The sequence below is a fragment of the Ruegeria sp. YTSA135 genome, assembly GCF_059610165.1.
Genome location: NZ_JBXWNC010000001.1, coordinates 123,567 through 143,363, shown reverse-complemented (window position 1 = coordinate 143,363; position 19,797 = coordinate 123,567). Strand labels below are relative to the sequence as shown.

18 protein-coding genes are annotated in these 19,797 nt (G+C 57.6%); 7 read left to right on the top strand and 11 right to left on the bottom strand.

Annotated features, from left to right (window positions below):
• Positions 1 to 3 precede the first annotated feature (3 nt).
• From AC2FIT_RS00675 to AC2FIT_RS00665, 3 genes are all read right to left on the bottom strand, one after another.
• Positions 4 to 1,212 (bottom strand): multidrug effflux MFS transporter, encoded by a 1,209-nt coding sequence (locus AC2FIT_RS00675; RefSeq protein WP_496825699.1) that lies wholly within the window; start codon positions 1,210 to 1,212, stop codon positions 4 to 6.
• A 74-nt stretch (positions 1,213 to 1,286) separates the two neighbouring features.
• Positions 1,287 to 1,946 carry a DsbA family oxidoreductase gene (locus AC2FIT_RS00670; RefSeq protein WP_496825697.1) on the bottom strand — a complete coding sequence of 220 codons (660 nt, stop codon included), beginning with the start codon at positions 1,944 to 1,946 and terminating at the stop codon, positions 1,287 to 1,289.
• A complete protein-coding gene (locus tag AC2FIT_RS00665; protein ID WP_496825695.1) occupies positions 1,943 to 3,460 on the bottom strand; it encodes a class I adenylate-forming enzyme family protein in 1,518 nt (505 codons plus the stop codon). Before AC2FIT_RS00665 ends, AC2FIT_RS00670 begins: the two co-directional genes overlap by 4 nt.
• A gap of 64 nt (positions 3,461 to 3,524) precedes the next feature.
• Between AC2FIT_RS00665 and AC2FIT_RS00660 the strand changes: the two genes are divergently transcribed.
• Entirely contained in the window at positions 3,525 to 4,148 is a 624-nt protein-coding gene (locus AC2FIT_RS00660; RefSeq protein WP_068332590.1) for a helix-turn-helix domain-containing protein, read from the top strand.
• On the opposite strand, the gene AC2FIT_RS00655 is transcribed toward AC2FIT_RS00660, so the two are convergent.
• Positions 4,137 to 4,373 (bottom strand): hypothetical protein, encoded by a 237-nt coding sequence (locus tag AC2FIT_RS00655; RefSeq protein WP_496825693.1) that lies wholly within the window; start codon positions 4,371 to 4,373, stop codon positions 4,137 to 4,139. The two genes, AC2FIT_RS00660 and AC2FIT_RS00655, sit on opposite strands and share 12 nt — an antisense overlap.
• Before the next feature lie 537 nt (positions 4,374 to 4,910).
• Positions 4,911 to 6,725 carry an extracellular solute-binding protein gene (locus tag AC2FIT_RS00650; RefSeq protein WP_496825691.1) on the bottom strand — a complete coding sequence of 605 codons (1,815 nt, stop codon included), beginning with the start codon at positions 6,723 to 6,725 and terminating at the stop codon, positions 4,911 to 4,913.
• Positions 6,726 to 7,017: 292 nt separating this feature from the next.
• Here AC2FIT_RS00650 and AC2FIT_RS00645 point away from each other — a divergent pair, with 292 nt between their 5' ends.
• Complete coding sequence (locus AC2FIT_RS00645; RefSeq protein WP_496825689.1) at positions 7,018 to 7,791, top strand: 3-hydroxybutyrate dehydrogenase; 774 nt, start codon at positions 7,018 to 7,020, stop codon at positions 7,789 to 7,791.
• Positions 7,792 to 7,807: 16 nt separating this feature from the next.
• The gene (locus AC2FIT_RS00640; protein WP_496825687.1) at positions 7,808 to 8,833 is read left to right on the top strand and encodes a patatin-like phospholipase family protein; all 1,026 of its coding nucleotides are present in this window, start codon (positions 7,808 to 7,810) and stop codon (positions 8,831 to 8,833) included.
• Here AC2FIT_RS00640 and AC2FIT_RS00635 read toward each other — a convergent pair whose 3' ends face one another.
• The 4 genes from AC2FIT_RS00635 to AC2FIT_RS00620 form a co-directional block, all read right to left on the bottom strand.
• Positions 8,834 to 9,511, bottom strand: a complete 678-nt coding sequence (locus AC2FIT_RS00635; RefSeq protein WP_496825685.1) for a DUF502 domain-containing protein — start codon at positions 9,509 to 9,511, stop codon at positions 8,834 to 8,836.
• A gap of 64 nt (positions 9,512 to 9,575) precedes the next feature.
• Positions 9,576 to 10,487 (bottom strand): pseudouridine-5'-phosphate glycosidase, encoded by a 912-nt coding sequence (locus AC2FIT_RS00630; RefSeq protein WP_496825683.1) that lies wholly within the window; start codon positions 10,485 to 10,487, stop codon positions 9,576 to 9,578.
• A complete protein-coding gene (locus tag AC2FIT_RS00625; protein ID WP_496825681.1) occupies positions 10,484 to 11,377 on the bottom strand; it encodes a PfkB family carbohydrate kinase in 894 nt (297 codons plus the stop codon). The genes AC2FIT_RS00630 and AC2FIT_RS00625 overlap by 4 nt, the downstream gene beginning before the upstream one ends.
• Before the next feature lie 45 nt (positions 11,378 to 11,422).
• Positions 11,423 to 12,040 carry a thiamine phosphate synthase gene (locus AC2FIT_RS00620; protein WP_496825679.1) on the bottom strand — a complete coding sequence of 206 codons (618 nt, stop codon included), beginning with the start codon at positions 12,038 to 12,040 and terminating at the stop codon, positions 11,423 to 11,425.
• 153 nt (positions 12,041 to 12,193) lie between these two features.
• Between AC2FIT_RS00620 and AC2FIT_RS00615 the strand changes: the two genes are divergently transcribed.
• Genes AC2FIT_RS00615 through AC2FIT_RS00605 form a run of 3 tightly spaced genes read left to right on the top strand, consistent with a single transcriptional unit; the run spans position 12,194 to position 15,617 of the window.
• On the top strand, positions 12,194 to 12,937 hold the full coding sequence (locus AC2FIT_RS00615) for an RNA methyltransferase (protein ID WP_496825677.1): 744 nt from the start codon (positions 12,194 to 12,196) through the stop codon (positions 12,935 to 12,937).
• Positions 12,938 to 12,997: 60 nt separating this feature from the next.
• Positions 12,998 to 14,143: a heme A synthase gene (gene ctaA / locus AC2FIT_RS00610; RefSeq protein ID WP_496825675.1), complete on the top strand. Its 1,146-nt coding sequence runs from the start codon at positions 12,998 to 13,000 to the stop codon at positions 14,141 to 14,143.
• Between the two features lie 4 nt (positions 14,144 to 14,147).
• Positions 14,148 to 15,617 carry a carboxypeptidase M32 gene (locus AC2FIT_RS00605; protein ID WP_496825673.1) on the top strand — a complete coding sequence of 490 codons (1,470 nt, stop codon included), beginning with the start codon at positions 14,148 to 14,150 and terminating at the stop codon, positions 15,615 to 15,617.
• A gap of 32 nt (positions 15,618 to 15,649) precedes the next feature.
• Here AC2FIT_RS00605 and AC2FIT_RS00600 read toward each other — a convergent pair whose 3' ends face one another.
• Positions 15,650 to 16,402, bottom strand: coding sequence for a ParA family protein (locus AC2FIT_RS00600; RefSeq protein ID WP_496825671.1), 753 nt, complete (start codon positions 16,400 to 16,402; stop codon positions 15,650 to 15,652).
• Positions 16,403 to 16,587: 185 nt separating this feature from the next.
• Complete coding sequence (gene gyrA, locus AC2FIT_RS00595) at positions 16,588 to 19,311, bottom strand: DNA gyrase subunit A (protein ID WP_496825669.1); 2,724 nt, start codon at positions 19,309 to 19,311, stop codon at positions 16,588 to 16,590.
• A gap of 193 nt (positions 19,312 to 19,504) precedes the next feature.
• Between gyrA and AC2FIT_RS00590 the strand changes: the two genes are divergently transcribed.
• Positions 19,505 to 19,774: an usg protein gene (locus tag AC2FIT_RS00590; RefSeq protein WP_068331526.1), complete on the top strand. Its 270-nt coding sequence runs from the start codon at positions 19,505 to 19,507 to the stop codon at positions 19,772 to 19,774.
• The last annotated feature ends 23 nt before the right edge of the window (positions 19,775 to 19,797 follow it).

The window sequence follows — 19,797 nt, the reverse complement described above, 5'->3', positions numbered from 1 at the left end:
AGATCAGACGAGCAGCCTGTTTTCGATCCGGCCCATGTGTAGCATAAGCCCGAAGCCGGTGGCGCTCATAACCAAAATCCCGGTGGTCAGGGGGGTTAGGGACCCGTCGAACAGCAAACCGATCGGGGCGGCAATGGCAGCGGCCAGAACGGTTGAGAACGCACCGATGACTGACGCGGCCATTCCCGCGATATGACCCATCGGCTCCATCGCGATGGCGTTCAGGTTCCCCATTGTCATGCCAGCCGTGAAAAATATCGAAGTCTGCCAGAAGACAAAAACGGCAAATGACAGGTTGGCCGAAAGTGGCATCATATTCAGAACGATGACGCCACTTGTCACGACGATCTGCGCACCCAAAGCCCATGTCACCAGCCGCCGCATACCCACCCGGATAACCAGCGCTGCGTTCAGCAGGCTTGCTGATCCTGCCATCAAAGCCACGAAACCGAACCAGAAGGGGAAGCTGTCCGCGCTGTCGTGGATCACGTCATAAACCGGTTGAACCATGGTCAACATGGTAAACAACATGCCAAGGCAAAGCGTCTGCACGAAGATGGACACCCGGACTGTGGGATGGTTGAACATCTCGCGCGCTGCCGAGGCCATCAGGGATAATCGCAGCGGTCGGCGGTCCTGTTGCTTTAGGGACTCGGGCAGGCGCAGGCCCATCCAAATGACGGTGACGACCGAGAACAGGATGAATGAGGCAAAGATTCCGCGCCATCCGGCGATAGCGATCATTCCAGCCCCCAGCATCGGCGCGACTGCTGGGACGAGCGTAAATATCATCATAGCAATTGATACGATCCGCGCCATTTCCCGGCCCGCATAGAGATCGCGGATGACGGCCATTGATACCACACGCGGTGCAGCGCAGCCGATACCCTGCGCAACCCGTGCAACCAACAGCAATTCCAACGAGGAGCTCGCCCAAGCCACCGCCGCCGAAACGATGTACAAGGCCGAGCCGACAAAGATCACTGGTTTGCGCCCAAAAGCGTCAGACAAGGGTCCCACAAAGAACGTCCCGATCCCCATGCCCAGTACGAAAGAGGTCAAGATCAACTGTGCCCGATTGACGTCATCGGGGCTCAGTTGCGCTCCGATTTGAGGAAGTGCGGGCAGCATGGAGTCGATTGAGAACGCAATGGTCGCAAACATCATTGCGATCAGTGCGATGAATTCACCCGTAGACATCCGACCTGTCATGGCGTCCTCCTGACCTGACCGCGCTATCACGACAGGTCAGGTGGCGCTAGGATCAAAATGCGCAGGGCTCTGTGCTAATTTGCAGAGGGCTCTTCAAGCTGTGACATGATCTCACCGATCACTTTTTCCCACATCTCTGGTGGTTGCGCCCCCGGCACGGCGTGCTGGCTTGCCACGATGAAGGTTGGAACAGAGTTCACCCCCATCTGGCGCGAATGGGTATCGCGGGTCCGAATATCGTCGCGGTCAGCGCTCGAGTCCAGCAGCTTCAGCACAACGGCCGCGTCCATACCGACACCGTCGGCAATATCGGCCAACACTTCGTGGTCGCTTATGTCTCGTGCCTGCACGAAATACGCGTCGAACAGAGCGTCAACGACCGCGCCCTGCTTTCCCTCAATCCCGGCCCAGTGGATCAGGCGATGGGCGTCCAGCGTGTTGGGCGTGCGCTTCATGCCTTCGAAGTCTATGCTCAGACCAGCTTTTTCAGCATGCTCAACAACAGGCGCATAGGCGCGGACGGCACCTTTTTTGCCGCCAAACTTGCGCTCAAGATATTCGCGCCGGTCCATGCCTTCGTCCGGCATGTCCGGGTTGAGTTGAAACGGATGCCACTCGATCACGAACGGGTGGTCAGGGATCGCGGCTAACGCCTTGTCCAGATGTGTCTTGCCGATATAGCACCACGGACAGATCGGGTCAGACATGATGTCGAGTTTTACGGTCTGGGTCATGGTGTATTCGCCTTGAAGTAGGCCGGAAGCGCCCGGCGCAGGAGTTTGCCGTTGCCGCCAGTGGGCAGTTCGGGCATGTGAATAAAAGCACGGGGTTGCTTGTACCGCGCCAGGTTTGCCTCGACATAGGCATGCAGGTCGGCATCGTCCAGCTTTGCCGGGCCTGTGTAGAAGGCAGCTATCACAAATGTGTCCTGCTTGACCTCAACCGCCGCAGCGCCGACTTGCGTGATGCCGGGGTATTTGGACAGTGCGGCCTCAACCTCGACCGGTGAGACGCGATAGCCGCCCGCGTTCATCATATCGTCGTCGCGGCCCAGATACGTGATTTGCCCGTCAATGGCCATAGCACCTTGATCGCCGGTAAGGAACCAGTCGCCCTGCATTCGGGCCTCGGCCTCGTCGGGTGCATTCAGATAGGTCAGCATCAGGCCAGGGTCCGAGCGGTGAATGGCGATGGTGCCTTCCTGCCCCTGCGGAACGGGTCCATCCGGTCCTAATATCGCCACGCGGCGTCCCGGCTGCGGCTGACCCAACGCGTCACCACGCGCTGGGTGGGCAGGGCTGGACGAGATGAAGGTCGAGCATTCGGACATGCCGTACGCTTCGTACAATTCTGTTCCGGTCGCGTCGGCCCATTGCGCATGCAGATGTCGCGACAGCTTCTCTCCTGCACAAAGACCGTGGCGCAAGTCTGGCAGAGGCAGGGTTTGCGCGGTTTTTAGCAGCTTGCGAAAGACACCGGGTGCGGCGGCAAAAATCGTCGCCCGATGTTTCCGCAGCAAGGTGGGCAGGTCGTCGGGGTCGGTGCCCGGTTCCGGGATCACTGCCGTTGCGCCAATGGTCCAGGGGTCCATCAGACCGGTGCCGAGAGTGTAGGTCCAGTTGAACGCCCCGGCATGGCATAATCGATCCGTATCCCGCAGCCCGTACCAGCCATCCACCATCATCTGCCGCGCCCAGATGGCGCGATGCGCGTGGGCCACGGCGCGCGGCTTGCCTGAGGTGCCAGAGGTATAGACGACATAAGCCAGCCGGTCCGGGTCGCCGAATTGGAACTCAGCAGGGGGCAAGGTGCGCATGTCTGACAGCGCGCCCAACGTGATCTGCGAAGGATGCGCCGCACAGGCGACGTCTGGGTCGCGCAGAATGGCGGCGGGGTTCAGGTCCGCGATCATGCGTTCCGTTTCCGGCTCGGTCAGCTGTGACGATGTGGGGACTGGCACTATCCCGACCGAAATCGCACCGAGATAGGCAATGGGAAAATCCACTGTGTTTCCCAACCGCATCAAAACGATGTCACTGGGTTTAAGCCCAGCGTTAAGCAGACCGGAGGCTGTACCGAGGATTGCCGCTTTCAACGCACTGTAACTCCAGTCCTCGGTACCAGTGCCGCGTAGAACAGAAAGCGCGACCTTCTCTGGTCGGCTATCCGCTTTTTGCAGTACATGCGCGGCCAGATTAAACGGTGTGGGGCAGGCCTGAAATGGCCCTTGGACGAAAACGGAAAGCATGACACTGGCTATCGCGCCGCTTGCCGCGTTGCAAGCAGAGCAGGGTGCGCCTATAGAGTTGCGCATGAGCACAAATGATCAGCCATCCCTTATCCGTATTGCCCGTGACTCGGGCGAGCATAGCGATCCTGAGCCGCTGGATCTTGGCGCACGCGTGCGCCAGTTGCGCAAGGCGCGGAACTGGACGCTGGAACAAGCGGCCTCGCAGGCGGGGCTTGCGCGATCTACGCTCAGCAAGATCGAAAACGGGCAGATGTCGCCGACTTATGACGCGCTGAAAAAGCTGGCGACCGGGTTAGAGATTTCGGTTCCCCAACTTTTTACGCCCCCTCAGCGCGACCAGGTAATCGGACGCATGGCCGTAACCCGTATGGGACAAGGTGCCGCGCACCCAACCGTAACCTACGAGCATGAACTGCTGGCTGAGACACTGACGAAAAAGCAGATGCTGCCTTATCGCGCCCGCGTCCGGGCCCGTTCAATGGACGAATTTGACGGCTGGGTGCGCCACGACGGAGAAGAGTTCCTTTTCGTGCTGACCGGCGTTGTGAAACTGTACACCGAGTTCTATGAACCAGTTGAAATGCGTCGCGGAGACAGTGCCTATTATGACGGCAGTATGGGTCACAACGTGATTTCGGTCAGCGACGAAGATGCAACGATTCTCTGGGTGACGTCACTTGCCTAAGGATCGACCACACTCGCGGTTGAGGCCTTCGGTGAACAGAAAATCCTCAAGCTCTTCGTGCGCTTCGTTTACGGTCAGGTGGTGGCGCTCGGCCAAGTACGCTTCGAACCCTTTTCGGTCTTTGCACAGCTGTGATTTATCCTGATCGCGTAGGTTCGGGAAACGTCTTTTGGCGCGTGAATACATTGCGTCCCAGTCTTGAGTAAGGTCAGTCCAGCTTAACATCTGTGTGCTTTCCGTTGTTAAGGTTTCACGGCTGCCCAGCCCTTTGATCACGTTACGAAGGGGGCAGGGTTCCGCGCGGATGACAAAATGTCGCACCCAATGATCGCTAGCTTCAAATCAAAAAGGCCCGTTGCGCACGACACGCAACGGGCCTACGGACCTGATTTTGGAGTGAGTGGGGGCCGGTCCGTAAAATCAAAGTGCCACGTGTCGTAAGGCTAGTTATCTCACGAAATAATCAGAATAATTTAGTCTAACAACACATAGAAATACCAATAGGTTACAGCCAAGAAGTGCGATCCGTAAAGCCCCTTGTGGCCGTTTTTTGGAATTAAGCTGGAATTGGGTGGACGAACAAATTCTGGCGGGACCCGTATCTCAGTGCCCTAAATATGGCATGTTAGTGTGCGTGTGCTGAAATCCGCCGAAAAGTGCGAAGGGTCTACGTCGCAAACTAGCGTCACTAAACCCACAGATGTGCGGACCCATCCCAAGAAACGAGACGAAACCGTCCAGCACAGCTTCAGCGGTGTTCAGCTAGTCTTCGTACCACCAGACCTGCGGCATATATTCAGGGCCATCGCCATAGATCGGCAAGGTCTGAGGCTGCTTCAGTTCCTTCACATGGGCGATGCGGCCGATATCGAAGTTCCAGATGGGTATGACATAGCGACCTGCTGTCAGAACCCGATCCAAAGCGCGGGTTGCGGCCACGAAATCTTCATGGGTCTCGGAGGCCAACATCGTGTCAATCAGGCCGTCCACAGCGGGTGAGGCAACACCCATCAGATTGCGCGTGCCCTGCGTGTTGGCATCTTGGCTGCCCCAATACAGCCGCTGTTCATTGCCCGGAGACAGCGAAAGCGCCCGGCGGAAGAACGTCATATCAAAGTCCAGTTCGGCAGTCCGGCCTGCGAATTGCGCGCTGTCCACCTGCTCGACACTGATGGTGATGCCCAGGCGCTCAAGCGCGCGTGTGTAGATTTCGATGGCCGTCTGACTTTCGGTGTCGCCCTGTTGCAGCAATACGCTGATGGTAAAGTCTTGACCAGCCTCGTTGCGCAGCACGCCATCCTGAATGGTCCAGCCTGCCCCGGACAGCAGTTTGTTTGCTTCTCGGATATTGGTTCGGTTGCGGGCAGACCCATCACTGACGGGCAGGGCATAGCCTTCGATCGCGCCGGGGGGCAAGTCGTCGGCATAGGGTTCCAACAACTCGGCCACGCGACCCGTTGCAGGGCCGGGCTTCATACCCAGATCGGACCCCGAGAAATACGACGTGATCCGGGGCTGCACACCACCTGTAATCGTGTCGTTGATAAATTCGAAGTTAAAGGCCAGCAACATGGCCTCACGCACACGCCAGTCATCAAAAGGAGCCTTGCGCGTGTTCATGACGAAGCCGGTCATGCCCGAAGGTTTACCATGCGGGATCTCGGTTTTGACGATATCGCCACGTTGCACGGCCGGAAAGTTGTACTGAGTTTGCCATTTGTCGGCGTTGAACTCACGCACGGCGGTCAGTTCGCCTGCTTTAAAAGCCTCAAACAGCACGGTGCCGTCGCCGTAGAATTCGATGCGCATCTCATCCAGGTTCATGGTGCCGCGGCGAAACGGGACATCTGCCCCCCAGTATTCCGGGATGCGGCGCAGCGTCACGTAACGGCCGGCCTCATACCCATCAACCACATAAGGACCCGAGCCGATTGGAATGTCGTGCAAAGACGCGTTGGCAAAATCTTTCCCCGCCCACTGCGCTTTTTGCAGGATGGGGCGCAGTCCGGCTATCAGCGCAAGTTCGCGATCAGGTTCATTGAACGTGATGCGCACCGTGCGTGGGCCTGTTTGTTCAATCTTGTCGATCTTGCCCCAGAGTCCGCGATACCGCAGGTGTCCTTCTGTACCCAATATCTCATACGACCAGATGACATCGTCCACGGTCACTGGACTGCCATCCGAGAAGCGGGCGTTTTCGCGCAGGGTAAATTCGACCCAAGACCTGTCGGGCGCAGTCTCAACTGATTCGGCTAACAACCCATAAAGAGTGAAAGGTTCGTCCCAGGAACGACCCATAAGGCTCTCGTGGGTCCAAAATCGCAATTGCCAGGGCGAGGTGCCTTTTTGCACAAACGGGTTCAAACTGTTATAGCCGCCGGTGTTGCCGAAAACGACTTTACCGCCCTTCGGCGCGTCCGGGTTTACGTAGGGCAGAGACACAAAATCCGGTGGTAGGGCAGGGTCCCCGTACATAGCTATGCCATGAGCCGATTCTGCATGAGCGCACGTGGCGGCAAAAACGAAGGTGATTCCCGCAATCATAGGGCGAACAGGGCTTAGAAAATTGGGGCTCATTTTGGAAACAATCCTGCTCTGGCCTTATTTTGTTGGCTTTCACCGTACCGATGATTTTTCTTATTTTCAAACTTTTAGCTTGGATGAATGCAAGGAATTGCGTATAAAGAGGGCACTGCTCGATAGGTTTCTTGCCTGTATGAAACCTGCCTCAATAACTTAACGCCCGCCTTGCGCGGGCGTTTTTTTTGGCATTTTCCACACCAGAAGCGGCACCCGGATGTTTCCCAGTTTTCTTTGCAGGTGCAGCATGGCAATGTGCGCCCAACGCGAAATCTGAGGGAGAGAGCTTATGAGCTTGTCGGGTAAAACAGCGGTAGTCACAGGGTCGAATTCGGGTATCGGTCTGGGTGTCGCGCGCGAATTGGCAAAGGCCGGGGCCAACGTGGTGCTGAATTCGTTCACCGACCGGGATGAAGATCACGCGCTGGCTACCGAGATTTCGCAAGAAACCGGAACCAAGGCGAGATACATCAAAGCCGATATGTCCAATGGGGATGAATGTCGTGCGCTGATCGAAAATGCGGGCGCTTGCGACATTCTTGTGAACAACGCGGGCATTCAGCATGTTGCCCCGATTGATCAGTTTCCGGTCGAAAAATGGGACGCGATTATAGCGATCAACATGAACTCGGCCTTTCACACGATGGCGGCTGCGTTGCCGATGATGCGCAAGGCAGGATGGGGACGGATCGTGAATATCGCGTCTGCGCATGGGCTGACGGCGTCACCGTTCAAAGCGGCTTATGTGGCGGCAAAGCACGGCGTGGTCGGAATGACGAAAACAGTGGCCTTGGAGACAGCTCAGGAACCGATCACCTGCAACGCGATTTGCCCGGGCTATGTACTGACGCCGCTGGTCGAGGCGCAGATTCCCGATACGATGAAAGAATACAATATGAGCCGTGAGGATGTCATAAAGAACGTAATGCTTGAACGGCAACCATCGAAGGCCTTTGCAACGGTCGAGCAAATGGGCGGGACCACGGTTTTCTTGTGTTCGGACGCGGCGGCACAGATAACCGGGACAACGATCTCGGTCGATGGCGGTTGGACGGCTTTGTAAGGCAGGGGATCGCGCCATGAAACGGATCAATTTGGCATTGCAGGGCGGGGGCGCGCATGGCGCGTTCACCTGGGGTGTTCTGGACCGTTTATTGGACGAAGAAGATATCGAGGTTGCGGCGATCACCGGAACCTCGGCCGGGGCGTTGAACGGTGCGGCTTTCAAGTCCGGCATGGTTCGGAATGGGCGCGACGGAGCGCGCGACAATCTGAATCAGCTTTGGGAGCGCATGGGCGCAGTGGGCGATATGCGCCTTGCCAATTGGATGCAAGCGATTGAACCTGCTCAAATCGCACATGCGATGGAGTATTCCCTGCCGTTTTCGGTGGGCGACGCATGGTCTCGGATTGTGTCGCCCTACGCCTATGGTCCGTTCTACCGCAATCCGCTGGAACCGGTGGTGGATCAGTTCAACTTTGCAGAAATCTGTGCTGATCAAGGCCCGCGCCTGTTTGTCTGCGCCACCTGTGTGCGCAGCGGTAAAATCCGGGTGTTCACGGGTAACGAAGTCTCGACGGATGCAATTCTGGCCTCGGCCTGCTTGCCGAACCTGTTTCAGGCGGTCGAGATTTTTGATCCGAAGTCCGGCCGGAAAGAGGCCTATTGGGATGGTGGCTATACCGGAAATCCAGCGCTTTATCCATTGTTTAACAATGATTTACCAAATGATGTGGTGATCGTTAATATCAACCCGCTGGAACGGGACGAGGTGCCAAAAACACCTCAGCAAATCCAGAACCGCGTCAACGAGATCAGCTTTAACTCATCCCTGTTTCGTGAGTTGCGCGCGATCAGTTTTGTTCAGCGGTTGTTGGCTGAGGGCAAGTTAAACGCGGGTGAGATGAGCCGCGTTCTGGTCCATATGATCGCCGACGATGCATTAATGAATTCTCTGTCAGTGGCAACAAAAACCGTTCCAAACCCGGTGGTTCTGCACAAGCTGAAAGAGGCCGGGCGCGCGGCGACGCATCGGTTTATTAGTGACCATAAGTCAAAGCTGGGTGAAGCCAGCACGGTCAATTTGCCCGAGATGTTCGGCTGATTACTCAGGAGGTTGCTTCGGTTCTTTTCCGTTTGGATAAACCAGCCCCGCCGAGATCACCAGTTTTGCCGCGTCCTCGATGGACATATCCAGCAGGATGACGTCTTCGACCGGAAAAAACAAAAGAAACCCCGAGGTTGGGTTTGGCGTGGTGGGGATGAACACGCTTAGCAATTCGCCACCGGTTTCTGCGCGTTTTGATACCTCACCTTTGGCACTGGTCGAGACAAAGCCAATGGCCCAGATACCACGTCGCGGGTATTGCACGAGACAGGCTTTTTCAAACGACCGCTCTGTTTGCGCAAAAACCGTTTCCGAGATCTGCTTGATTCCGGAATAGATCGAACGCACCACCGGCATCCGGTCCACCAAGCTTTCGGTGAACGAGATAAAGGACCGGCCCAAGATTCCCTTTGCAATCCAACCAACCAGAACGGTGAAGACCAGAAAGATGATGACGCCGACGCCACGCAGGTTTATGCCCACATATTGCTCGGGCTGGAATTGCTGCGGGATCAGCGGCAGAACCGCGCTGTCGATCCAGCCTACCACGGACCAGATCAACCAAACCGTCAGCCATACAGGGGCAATGACGACGATGCCCGTCAGAAAGGACGCACGCAACCGGGCAAAAAGCCCTGGGCGGCGATGGGGTTCTTCGTCAAACGGAGTGTTCATTGCGATCCTGAGTGGTTTGCCGATTTAATTAAGCAGTCCGGGGTCTTGGTACAATAGAAAGAATTCAGGCAGTTTTCGTCAGGGCAATTGCGATTCTGGCTGCAAGCCGGGCATTGTTGCGCACCAATGCGATGTTCGCCGTCAGTGAACGGCCCTCGGTCTGTTCATAGATTCGTTGCAGCAAGTAGGGCGTGACGCCTTTTCCTGTTATCCGGTGTGCGTCGGCGTCGGCTTGGGTCGAAGCGATGATCGGAGCCAGTTCTTCGGCCGGAATTTGGTCTGCGTCCGGGATCGGGTTTGCGACCAGTTGGCCGCCCGGCAGGCCAAGTGCGCGCCGCGTGGCGTGGGCCTTGGCAATGTCATCGGCGTTATCCATCCGCAACGGTGCCGCGTACGGCGATTTGGCAGACCAAAAGGCTGGGAATTCGTCCTGACCATGAGCGATGACAGGAACGCCCAGCGTTTCAAGGACCTCAAGCGTTTTGGCCAGGTCGAGGATTGCTTTGGCACCTGCCGCGACGACCGTGACCGGGGTTTGAGCCAGTTCGTGAAGGTCTGCCGAGATATCGAACGATGTTTCTGCCCCTTGGTGCACACCGCCGATACCGCCTGTGCCGAAAACTTCAATTCCGGCATAGTGTGCCGCGATCATCGTCGCAGCGACGGTGGTCGCACCTGTTCCGCCGGTCGCAATACAGGCGGCCATGTCCGCGCGGGATATCTTAGCGACACCTTGTGCCTGACCGAGTGATTTCAACTCATCCGCTTCCAAGCCGACATGAAGCTTGCCTTTGAGCACGGCGATCGTGGCTGGCACAGCACCGGCGTCACGGATGTCTTGTTCAACCTGCGCCGCCACCTCGATGTTCTGCGGGTAGGGCATTCCATGCGTGATGATGGTGCTTTCAAGCGCAACGATGGGTTGCCCCGCGTCTTTTGCGGCGCGGACCTCGGCGGAATATTGGATGTCGATCACAGTGGGGTTTCTCCGGAAACATAAGTTGCAGCGGCGTGCAGGGCACGGTTCAACGCCTCATCGCTTGTGGCGCCTTCAGCCTCGGATGCGATATGCGCCGCCATGAAAGTATCTCCTGCGCCGGTCACGCGCGTGACCAGAACAGAGGGGGGAGTTTGGGTCAGAAGGTCATCAGCACTGCCAACAGTGGCCGAGTTGCCGCCATCCGTGACCAGAACCCTCAGCGCGCCACGGTCCAACAACCCTTTGGCCGCACTTTCAGAATCGGTGAATTCGCGCTGGCACAGGATACCGGCCTCTTCCAGGTTGACGTATAACGTCGCTCGAGAGTGTTGAAGGAACGGGAGCAGTCGTTCCGCCTTACCGGGAGAGGCCGGGGCAACGCGCAGATCAGCTTGTTTAAAGGCGGGGCTCTGCGCGATTTCTTCCAGTAAGGTTAAAGTAAGGTTGCCGTCGAGGGCGATCAGACCATCGAAAGGTTTGTTGGTTCGCCCCAACGGTCCATCCATCAGCGGGCTCAATATCTTGGCCCCGGCGGCTTCCAGCGAATGCGCGTCGGCAATTGCGGCGATTAACCCGTTTGCGCCCTCGACAGCCATGTAGCGGTCGGTTGGCAAATCCTGCGACCGGTAAACATGGTCCGTCACCATCCCCAACCGGGCGCAGGCGTTGACCAGTTCGTCGCCCTCGGGGTCACGGCCAATGGCTGTCAGTAGTGTTGGGGTCATTCCGAACCGGACTAGCGTCATGGCAATATTCATGGCCACGCCACCGGGCAGGCGCGTGATCCGTCCCGGCACGTCCGAGCCTTGCCGCATCGCGCTGGCAGACCGCCCGATCACGTCCCAGAGGACCGAGCCGATGCACAGGATTTCACTGTTCTGAGTCATGTCGATCTCATGCCGCAGCCCTTGAATGGGCGCAAGAGTTAACGCTTACATCGGGTTGGTGAGGGCTTGCAGTGCGGCAAGCGGGTCATCCTGTGACCAGATCTCATCGCCGATGCCGAAAAAATCGGTGCAAGGGGCAAGGTCGCGGATAAGTTCAGGGGTCAAGCCACCTTCGGCGACGACGGGGACTTCGATCATTTCGGACCACCATTGAAACAGGTCCAGCTCGGCCTTGGTGCCGTCACCAAGTGCCGAAGCGCTAACCGGACCGAACGCAACATAGTCGGCACCGGCCTCACCAGCCGTCATGCCGTCATGGGTTGAGGCCCCGCAAAAGCTGCCGACGATGGCGTCTGGACCCAGTTCCTTACGCGCCGCCCGGACCGAGCGTGCGGCATCGTCCAGGTGCACCCCGTCCAGACCCAACCTCTGCGCCAGCAGAACATGGTTCGAGATCACAAGCGCCACATCACGGGCATGCGCGACCTCGCGGCAGGCATCGGCGGCCCGGGCGATGGCGTCTTCGTCCCCGCCGGCCAGTGCCAGCCGGATGCAGGCGATCTCGGCCCCGTCCAGCACGCTGGCCAGTCGGTCTGGGAAGGTGCTCAGCTTGATGGTTGGCGGAGTGATCAGGTAAATCTGCGGCTGCTCGGGGGTGTCCATTGGCGCGTCCTTCGCTTTCAGTCTTTGGCGCGGTTTAGCGGATTGCGCCGAGGAAGCAAACTTTTATGCCGTTATATGGCGCAATTGGCGGCCCGGATGACTTGCCCTGGGCCAGCGCGCCGATTACAGCAGGCCAAGTTTTCGGAGACAGCTATGCCCAGCGATCAATCTCAGCCTTCCTTTGTGCTCGTGCGCCCTCAGATGGGGGAAAACATCGGTGCAGCCGCGCGGGCGATGTGGAATTTTGGACTCGACCGGATGCGGATCGTAGCCCCGCGCGACGGATGGCCGAACCCAAAGGCCGTAGCGATGTCCAGCGGCGCTGGCCGGTTGCTGGACGAGGCGCAGTTGTTTGACGATCTGGCCGCATCGCTGGCAGACAGCACATTTGTTTTCGCCACCACGGCCCGGCAACGCGGATTGACCAAACCGGTCTACAGCCCCGAACGGGCAATGCAGATCGCGGCTCAGAAAGTGGCGGCTGGGGAAAAGGTCTCGGTTTTGTTCGGGCCAGAACGTGCAGGGCTTGAGAATGAGGACATCGCCAAGGCAAACGCCATAATCTCGGTGCCGGTAAATCCGGAATACGCGTCGCTTAACCTTGCCCAATGCGTGTTGCTGACGGCCTATGAGTGGATGCGTCAAACCGGTGATGTGGTGCATGAGGCCACCGATCTGGGCAAAGGCGATTGGGCGACCGGGATCGAGGTTGAGAAGCTGGTCGAACACTATGAGGATCGGCTGGACGAGGCTGGCTTTTTCTACCCGCCCGAAAAGGCCGAAGGCATGAAGACCAACCTGCGCAATCTGTGGTCGCGGATGCGGATGACACGCGCGGATGTGCAGATGCTGCACGGGATCATGCGTCAGATGGTCCGCTGGAAGGACAGGGGCTGAGGCTGGACCTTCGCCCTTGATGGCCCTAGCTTGCGACGAAATCAAGGACATGAGGACAGCATGAGCGGTAAGCGCAGCATCTTCGAAGACGTCTCAGACACAGAAAAACAACAGGCCGTTCAACCGGGTATGCTTGACCGGGGGCGTGGTGGAGCACGCAAAGCGATGCGAGCGTGGCTGATGATCCTGTTCGCGCTGGTTGTGGTGATGATCGCGGTGGGCGGGCTGACCCGCCTGACCGATAGTGGGCTGTCGATCACTGAATGGCGCCCGATCACAGGGGCTATTCCGCCGATGAATGAGGCGGATTGGCAGTCTGAGTTCGACAAATACAAACAGATCGACCAATGGCGCATCCAGAACCAGTGGATGGAGCTGGACGATTTCAAATTTATCTACTGGTGGGAATGGGGCCATCGCCAACTGGGCCGTGTCATTGGTCTGGTTTGGGCGCTTGGGTTCTTTGGGTTTCTGATTGCGCGCAAAATCCCCACGGGTTGGACGGGTAAACTGCTGATTCCCGGTGCTCTGGGCGGGGTTCAGGGCGCTGTTGGCTGGTGGATGGTTGCCTCGGGCGTGACGCAGGGCGAGGGGATGACTGCCGTTGCCAGCTATCGGCTTGCGACCCACCTGGGGCTGGCCTTTGTGATCCTCGGGTTTCTTGCGTGGTACATCTTTGAACTGGGTCGCGATGAACGTGATCTGATGCAGGCCCGCCGTGCGAAAGAGGCCAAACTGTTCTCGCTGTCCACCGGACTGCTGCACTTTACCTTTTTGCAGATTCTCATCGGTGCGCTGGTCGCTGGTATAGATGCCGGGCGGTCTTACACCGATTGGCCACTTATCGGCGGTCAGATTTTGCCTCCTGACGCCACGATGCTTGAGCCGATGTGGCGCAACTTCTTTGAAAGTCCTGGTCTGGTGCAGTTCATTCATCGTTGCGCGGGTTACCTTCTGTTGATCTTCGGCATCATCGTCTGGCGGCGCGGCAGCAAAAGCGCGCACCCACAGACGCGATTTGCTTTCAATGCCGCGTTTGCCGCGCTGTCCCTTCAGGTCGTGGTCGGCATCGTCACGGTCGTCTATGCAGCACCGTGGCAGATCGCCATCGTCCACCAGTTTCTGGCCGTTGTTGTTTGGACCCTCATCCTGCGGGCGCGTTTCCTGACCGCATACCCAATCGTGACCTCAATTCGCGGAGTTTAAAGAGATGAGCGCCTACGACGAGTTGATGGCCTTCCAGCGTGAAACCTCGGCCTTGGGGCAGATTGCCGGGCGGCTGGGTTGGGACCAGGAAACGGTGATGCCGCGTGGTGCGGCGCCTCAGCGTGCTGAGGAAATGGCCGCGATCGAGGCTGTTTTGCACGCGCGCCGATCTGACCCGCGCGTGGCTGAATGGCTGGAGCAAGCCGACCCGCAAGATGACGTCGCCCGCGCCCAATTGCGCGACATTCGCCGAACCTATGAGCGGACGGTGAAAGTGCCCGCTGATCTGGCAAAAGCAATCGCGCGCGTGACCTCTGCCGCTCAGGGCACATGGGCGCAGGCCCGCGCGGATGAAGACGTGGGCGCGTTTTTGCCCGTTCTGACAGAAGTTGTGGCGCTGAAACGCGAAGAAGGCGCGGCGTTGGCGCAAGGTGGCGACGTCTATGACGCGATGGTCGAAGACTATGAGCCCTATACAACCGGTGCGCAGATTTCCGAGATTTTCGACCAGATGCGTCCGCGATTGGTGGCCCTGCGCGCAGCGGTTCTTGAAAAACCCGCGCCGCAGGTCTTGGCCGGAAAATTTGACGAACTGACCCAAATGCGTCTGTCGCAGAAACTGGCAACGACATTTGGTTATGACTTGCATACCGGTCGCGTGGATAAGGCCGTGCATCCGTTCAGCTCGGGCAGCGGACTGGATGTGCGGATCACCACGCGCACTAGCGAGACCGACCCGTTCAATTGTTTCTACTCGACCATTCACGAGGTCGGCCACGCCGCATACGAACAGGGCATTGACCCGGCCTATACGCTCACGCCGCTGGGGCAGGGCGTGTCGATGGGCGTGCACGAAAGCCAAAGCCGAATTTACGAAAACCAACTGGGACGCTCACGTGCATTTACCGGTTGGTTGTACGATCAGATGATTGATGCGTTCGGAGATTTTGGAATCTCAGACGCTGACGCCTTTTACGCCACCGTCAACGGAGTCCATAACGGCTATGTTCGCACCGAGGCCGACGAGGTGCAGTATAACCTGCACATCATGCTACGGTTCGATCTTGAGCGCGCCCTGATGTCCGGAGACCTTAACGTGAATGATCTTGAGACGGCGTGGAGCGACCGGTTCAAGACGGATTTCGGCTATGCCGTCGATAAACCTTCGAACGGGTGTTTGCAGGATGTGCATTGGTCAGTTGGGCTGTTCGGGTATTTTCCAACCTATTCGCTGGGCAATGTCTACGCCGGATGCCTCTATCAAGCCCTTCGCGACGCAGTGCCGGATCTGGATGCTCAATTGTCCAAGGGTGATACATCTGGCGCAACTGGCTGGCTGCGCGAGAATCTGCAACGCCACGGCGGGCTATACACCCCGCGTGAAACCATCCAGCGCGCTTGCGGCATGCAAGCGGGTCCCGAGCCGTTTCTTAGTTATCTTGAAGAAAAATATGGAGCGCTTTACAGTTTGTAAGCTGTCGAACAGACGGGTGCTGGCAGCTCTGCTTAGGTTTTGAAAACACGAGAAATCAACTCTTCACAAAGCGCTACATAAGCTCGGGCTGCGGGGCTGCTACGCGCCGTCACCATAACAGGGGCTCGGTGCACCCCCATTTTTTCCACGTCGGACGCAAACGGAATCTGAGCCGTGAGAAACCTTTTGCCATATGCAGTTCTCATGTCCGCGATGGTGTCCTGATGCAGGTTCTTAGACCGCTGGACCATCGAAAAGAAGCAGTGGAGCTTTTTTGTCGGCAGGTTCTTTTTTCGGAACACCCTTATCAACTGCTCTAACGTACGTTGAGACAGGGTTGTTGGAATGACCGGCACCACAACTGCGTCCGCCGTTTCAAAGATGTGGCTGGATAAAAGCGACAGGTTCGGCGGGCAATCCAGCACGACAACTTCATAATCCTTTTCGACCCCTGACAAAGCCCGACCCAGGTGGGGCTGACCCCCGCGCATCTGTGACAACAGAATGTCGAATTCACGATAGCTAGGGTTAGATGGCAGGATGTCGAGGTTTTCGAAGTCGCTTTCTCTTATCGCCTTCCGCACCTGTTTGGCATCGTCAAAGAACCGCGCGTCGGTCAGTTTTTTGGAAGGTTTAAGGCGAAAGTAGTACCCCGACGCGCCCTGAGGGTCGAGGTCGCATAACAGCGTCCGAACGCCTGCCGTTGAAAGGGAATACGCCAGATTGACTGCGGTTGCCGTCTTACCCACTCCGCCCTTATTGGAATAGCAGGCAATAACCTTCATTTTGGATCGCACCTCACACACACCAACAGATAATCACAAACCGATCTGACAGCGAGTTTCAGTGCGCACCGCGTACCAAGTCAATGTATGGGTCGAAAAATAGTGTATTCAGACGGGCGTATAGCGCGAATGATGACCTTACGGGAAACTGAAGGCCCCAAAACACGTGCTTTGGGGCCTTGACGTTACTCTTCGGCTTCCTCATCGCCCTGATCGGCGATCCAGGCGACACTGACGACTTCTTCCCCTCTTCCGGTGTTGAACACCTTGACGCCGCCCGCGCTGCGGGAACGGAATGAGATACCGTCGACCGGCACCCGGATTGATTGGCCTTTTGAGGTGGCAAGCATGATCTGGTCGTCGATTTCCACTGGGAATGAGGCAACGAGTTCACCGCCGCGCATGGCTTTGTCCATCGCGGCTACGCCCATACCACCACGCCCGCGAACGGGATAATCGTGGCTGGAGCTGAGCTTACCTGCGCCACCCGCAGTTATTGTCAGGATCAGGTTTTCTGCAGCAGACATTTCGGCATAACGCTCTTGCGTAATGGTGCCTGGTGCTGCTTCATCCTCATCGGCTTCGCCGTCGTCAGCGATACCCGCCACAGCGCGGCGCATCTTGAGGTAGGCTGCCCGTTCGTCTGGTCCCGCTTCAAAGTGGCGGATCACCGACATCGAAACGACCCGGTCGCCATTTGTCAGCTTGATCCCACGAACACCTGTCGACTCACGTGAGTTGAAAACGCGCACGTCCGTTGTCCGGAACCGGATCGCGCGGCCTGAATTTGTGACGAGCATCACATCTTCATCTTCCGAGCAGATACGGGCGTTTACCAGTTCGACATCCTCTGGCAGCTTCATGGCGATCTTGCCGTTGCGGCGGACATTGGTGAAATCCGACAGGCGGTTGCGCCGCACGTCACCGGCACTGGTGGCGAACACGATCTGTAGGTTCTCCCATTCTTCATCTGGCACATCGACGGGCATGATCGCCGCGATGGAAACACCGGTCGGGATCGGCAGAATGTTCACGATGGCCTTGCCCTTACCGGTCCGGCTGGACTGTGGAAGGCGCCAGGTCTTGAGCTTGTAGACCATCCCTTCGGTCGTGAAGAACAACAGCTGTGTATGCGTGTTCGCAACAAAGAGGTTCGTTACAACGTCCTCTTCCTTGGTCTGCATTCCCGACAAGCCCTTGCCGCCGCGCTTTTGGGCGCGGAAATCAGCCAGAGGCGTACGCTTGATGTAGCCGCCGGACGTGACGGTGACGACCATGTCTTCACGCTCGATCAGGTCCTCGTCTTCCATATCACCGGACCAGTCGACGATCTCGGTGCGACGCGGCACGGCAAATTGGTTTCGCACATCGCGCAGCTCATCCGCGATGATTGACATGATGCGTTCACGTGAGGACAGTATATCAAGGTATTCCTTGATCTTAGAGGCTAATTCCTCCAACTCGTCCGTGACCTCTTTGACGCCGATTTGGGTCAGGCGCTGCAGGCGCAGGTCAAGGATTGCGCGGGCCTGAACCTCGGTCAGGTTATAGGTGCCATCGTCGTTCATCTTGGACAGAGGGTCGTCGATCAGGCGTAGATAGCCTTCGATCTCGGCAGCGGGCCAACGGCGGGTCATCAGCTTCTCGCGCGCCTCCGCGGCGTCAGCGGACGACCGGATTGTGGCGACCACTTCGTCAACGTTCGAAACGGCCACGGCCAATCCGCACAGGATGTGGCTGCGTTCGCGCGCTTTGCGCAGGTCATAGGCGGTGCGGCGGGCAACGACATCCTCGCGGAAGTCGATGAACGAGGTCAGGAACCGGCGCAGGGTTAGCTGTTCTGGCCGGCCACCATTCAGCGCCAGCATGTTGCAGCCGAAGGACGTCTGCATCGGCGAGAAACGATAAAGCTGGTTCAGCACCACCTCGGGTGTTGCGTCGCGTTTTAGCTCAACCACCACGCGGACACCGTTGCGGTCGGATTCGTCCTGAACATGAGACACGCCTTCGATACGTTTTTCGCGCACGGCCTCAGCGATCTTTTCGATCATCGCTGCTTTGTTCACCTGGTACGGGATTTCGTCCACTACAATCGCATAGCGGTCTCTGCGGATCTCTTCCACGCGGGTCTTGGCGCGGATGATGACGCTACCGCGGCCTTCCAGATAAGCCTTGCGCGCGCCAGAGCGGCCTAGCATCACGCCGCCGGTCGGGAAGTCAGGGCCGGGGACGTATTCGATCAGTTGCTCCGACGTCAGGTCTGGGTCGTCGATGAGAGCCAAAGTGGCGTCGACCACCTCGCCCAGATTATGTGGCGGGATATTCGTAGCCATGCCCACGGCAATACCGCCGGCACCGTTGACAAGCATGTTCGGAAAACGCGCCGGTAGGACTGTAGGTTCCCGGTCCTTGCCGTCATAGTTGTCCTGAAAATCGACCGTCTCTTTTTCGATATCTGCCAGCAGGGCGGCGGCGGGCTTGTCCATCCGCACTTCGGTGTATCGCATGGCGGCGGGGTTATCGCCGTCCATCGAACCAAAGTTGCCCTGACCATCCAGCAGAGGCAGCGACATCGAGAAATCCTGCGCCATCCGTACCAGAGCGTCGTAAATCGCGCTGTCGCCGTGGGGGTGGTACTTACCCATCACGTCGCCAACGGGTCGGGCGGATTTGCGGTATGCTTTGTCGTGTGTATTTCCCGTCTCGTGCATGGCGTAGAGAATGCGCCGGTGCACGGGCTTGAGCCCATCGCGCAGATCAGGGATCGCGCGCGAGACGATAACCGACATGGCGTAATCCAGATAGGATGTTCGCATCTCGGATTCGATGGATACCGTCGGGCCATCGTAGACGGGCCTCTCGGGCGGGGTTTCATCCATGTTTTCTGGGGTTTCTGGCGTATCGCTCACGTAAACTGCCCGTTCTTTGTGCAGGGTCTATATCTTGTGGATGCACCTTATCAGACCTGGCACATAAGGTGCAAGCAAGCATCCTTTTTGTGTGCGAAAAACCCCGTAACACCAGAGTAACATATTGTTATCTAAGGATTAGGATATTTTTGTGGTACTCTAAACGGGCCTTGCACGAAAACCGGAGGTCTGCATGAAGCAAAGCGAAACCGAATTGATGCTCAAGGGATACGGGCTGACGACGGCGGAATTCTTCTACCATATGCCCGACTACATCCACGTTTTGAACACGTTTATCTGGCAGGAATACGATCTGGCGCCGGACCATCCGAAACTATTTGATTTCATTGATTTCTGGCAGCGTGAAATTGAAGGTCCGCTGCATTCGGTCCGGTTCACGCACCGCAAGATGATCGCGCCCGGCGAATGGCGCAACATGGTCGGTGAATTCAGATTGAACTAGGGATCCGACCGGTAGTTTTGGCC

Excerpts from the sequence above, each read along its gene's own strand:
- AC2FIT_RS00675 (WP_496825699.1), bottom strand. The coding sequence starts at position 1,212 with ATGACAGGTCGGATGTCTACGGGTGAATTCATCGCACTGATCGCAATG.
- AC2FIT_RS00670 (WP_496825697.1), bottom strand. The coding sequence starts at position 1,946 with ATGACCCAGACCGTAAAACTCGACATCATGTCTGACCCGATCTGTCCG.
- AC2FIT_RS00665 (WP_496825695.1), bottom strand. The coding sequence starts at position 3,460 with ATGCTTTCCGTTTTCGTCCAAGGGCCATTTCAGGCCTGCCCCACACCG.
- AC2FIT_RS00660 (WP_068332590.1), top strand. The coding sequence starts at position 3,525 with ATGAGCACAAATGATCAGCCATCCCTTATCCGTATTGCCCGTGACTCG.
- AC2FIT_RS00655 (WP_496825693.1), bottom strand. The coding sequence starts at position 4,373 with ATGTTAAGCTGGACTGACCTTACTCAAGACTGGGACGCAATGTATTCA.
- AC2FIT_RS00650 (WP_496825691.1), bottom strand. The coding sequence starts at position 6,725 with ATGAGCCCCAATTTTCTAAGCCCTGTTCGCCCTATGATTGCGGGAATC.
- AC2FIT_RS00645 (WP_496825689.1), top strand. The coding sequence starts at position 7,018 with ATGAGCTTGTCGGGTAAAACAGCGGTAGTCACAGGGTCGAATTCGGGT.
- AC2FIT_RS00640 (WP_496825687.1), top strand. The coding sequence starts at position 7,808 with ATGAAACGGATCAATTTGGCATTGCAGGGCGGGGGCGCGCATGGCGCG.
- AC2FIT_RS00635 (WP_496825685.1), bottom strand. The coding sequence starts at position 9,511 with ATGAACACTCCGTTTGACGAAGAACCCCATCGCCGCCCAGGGCTTTTT.
- AC2FIT_RS00625 (WP_496825681.1), bottom strand. The coding sequence starts at position 11,377 with ATGACTCAGAACAGTGAAATCCTGTGCATCGGCTCGGTCCTCTGGGAC.
- AC2FIT_RS00620 (WP_496825679.1), bottom strand. The coding sequence starts at position 12,040 with ATGGACACCCCCGAGCAGCCGCAGATTTACCTGATCACTCCGCCAACC.
- AC2FIT_RS00615 (WP_496825677.1), top strand. The coding sequence starts at position 12,194 with ATGCCCAGCGATCAATCTCAGCCTTCCTTTGTGCTCGTGCGCCCTCAG.
- ctaA (WP_496825675.1), top strand. The coding sequence starts at position 12,998 with ATGAGCGGTAAGCGCAGCATCTTCGAAGACGTCTCAGACACAGAAAAA.
- AC2FIT_RS00605 (WP_496825673.1), top strand. The coding sequence starts at position 14,148 with ATGAGCGCCTACGACGAGTTGATGGCCTTCCAGCGTGAAACCTCGGCC.
- AC2FIT_RS00600 (WP_496825671.1), bottom strand. The coding sequence starts at position 16,402 with ATGAAGGTTATTGCCTGCTATTCCAATAAGGGCGGAGTGGGTAAGACG.
- AC2FIT_RS00590 (WP_068331526.1), top strand. The coding sequence starts at position 19,505 with ATGAAGCAAAGCGAAACCGAATTGATGCTCAAGGGATACGGGCTGACG.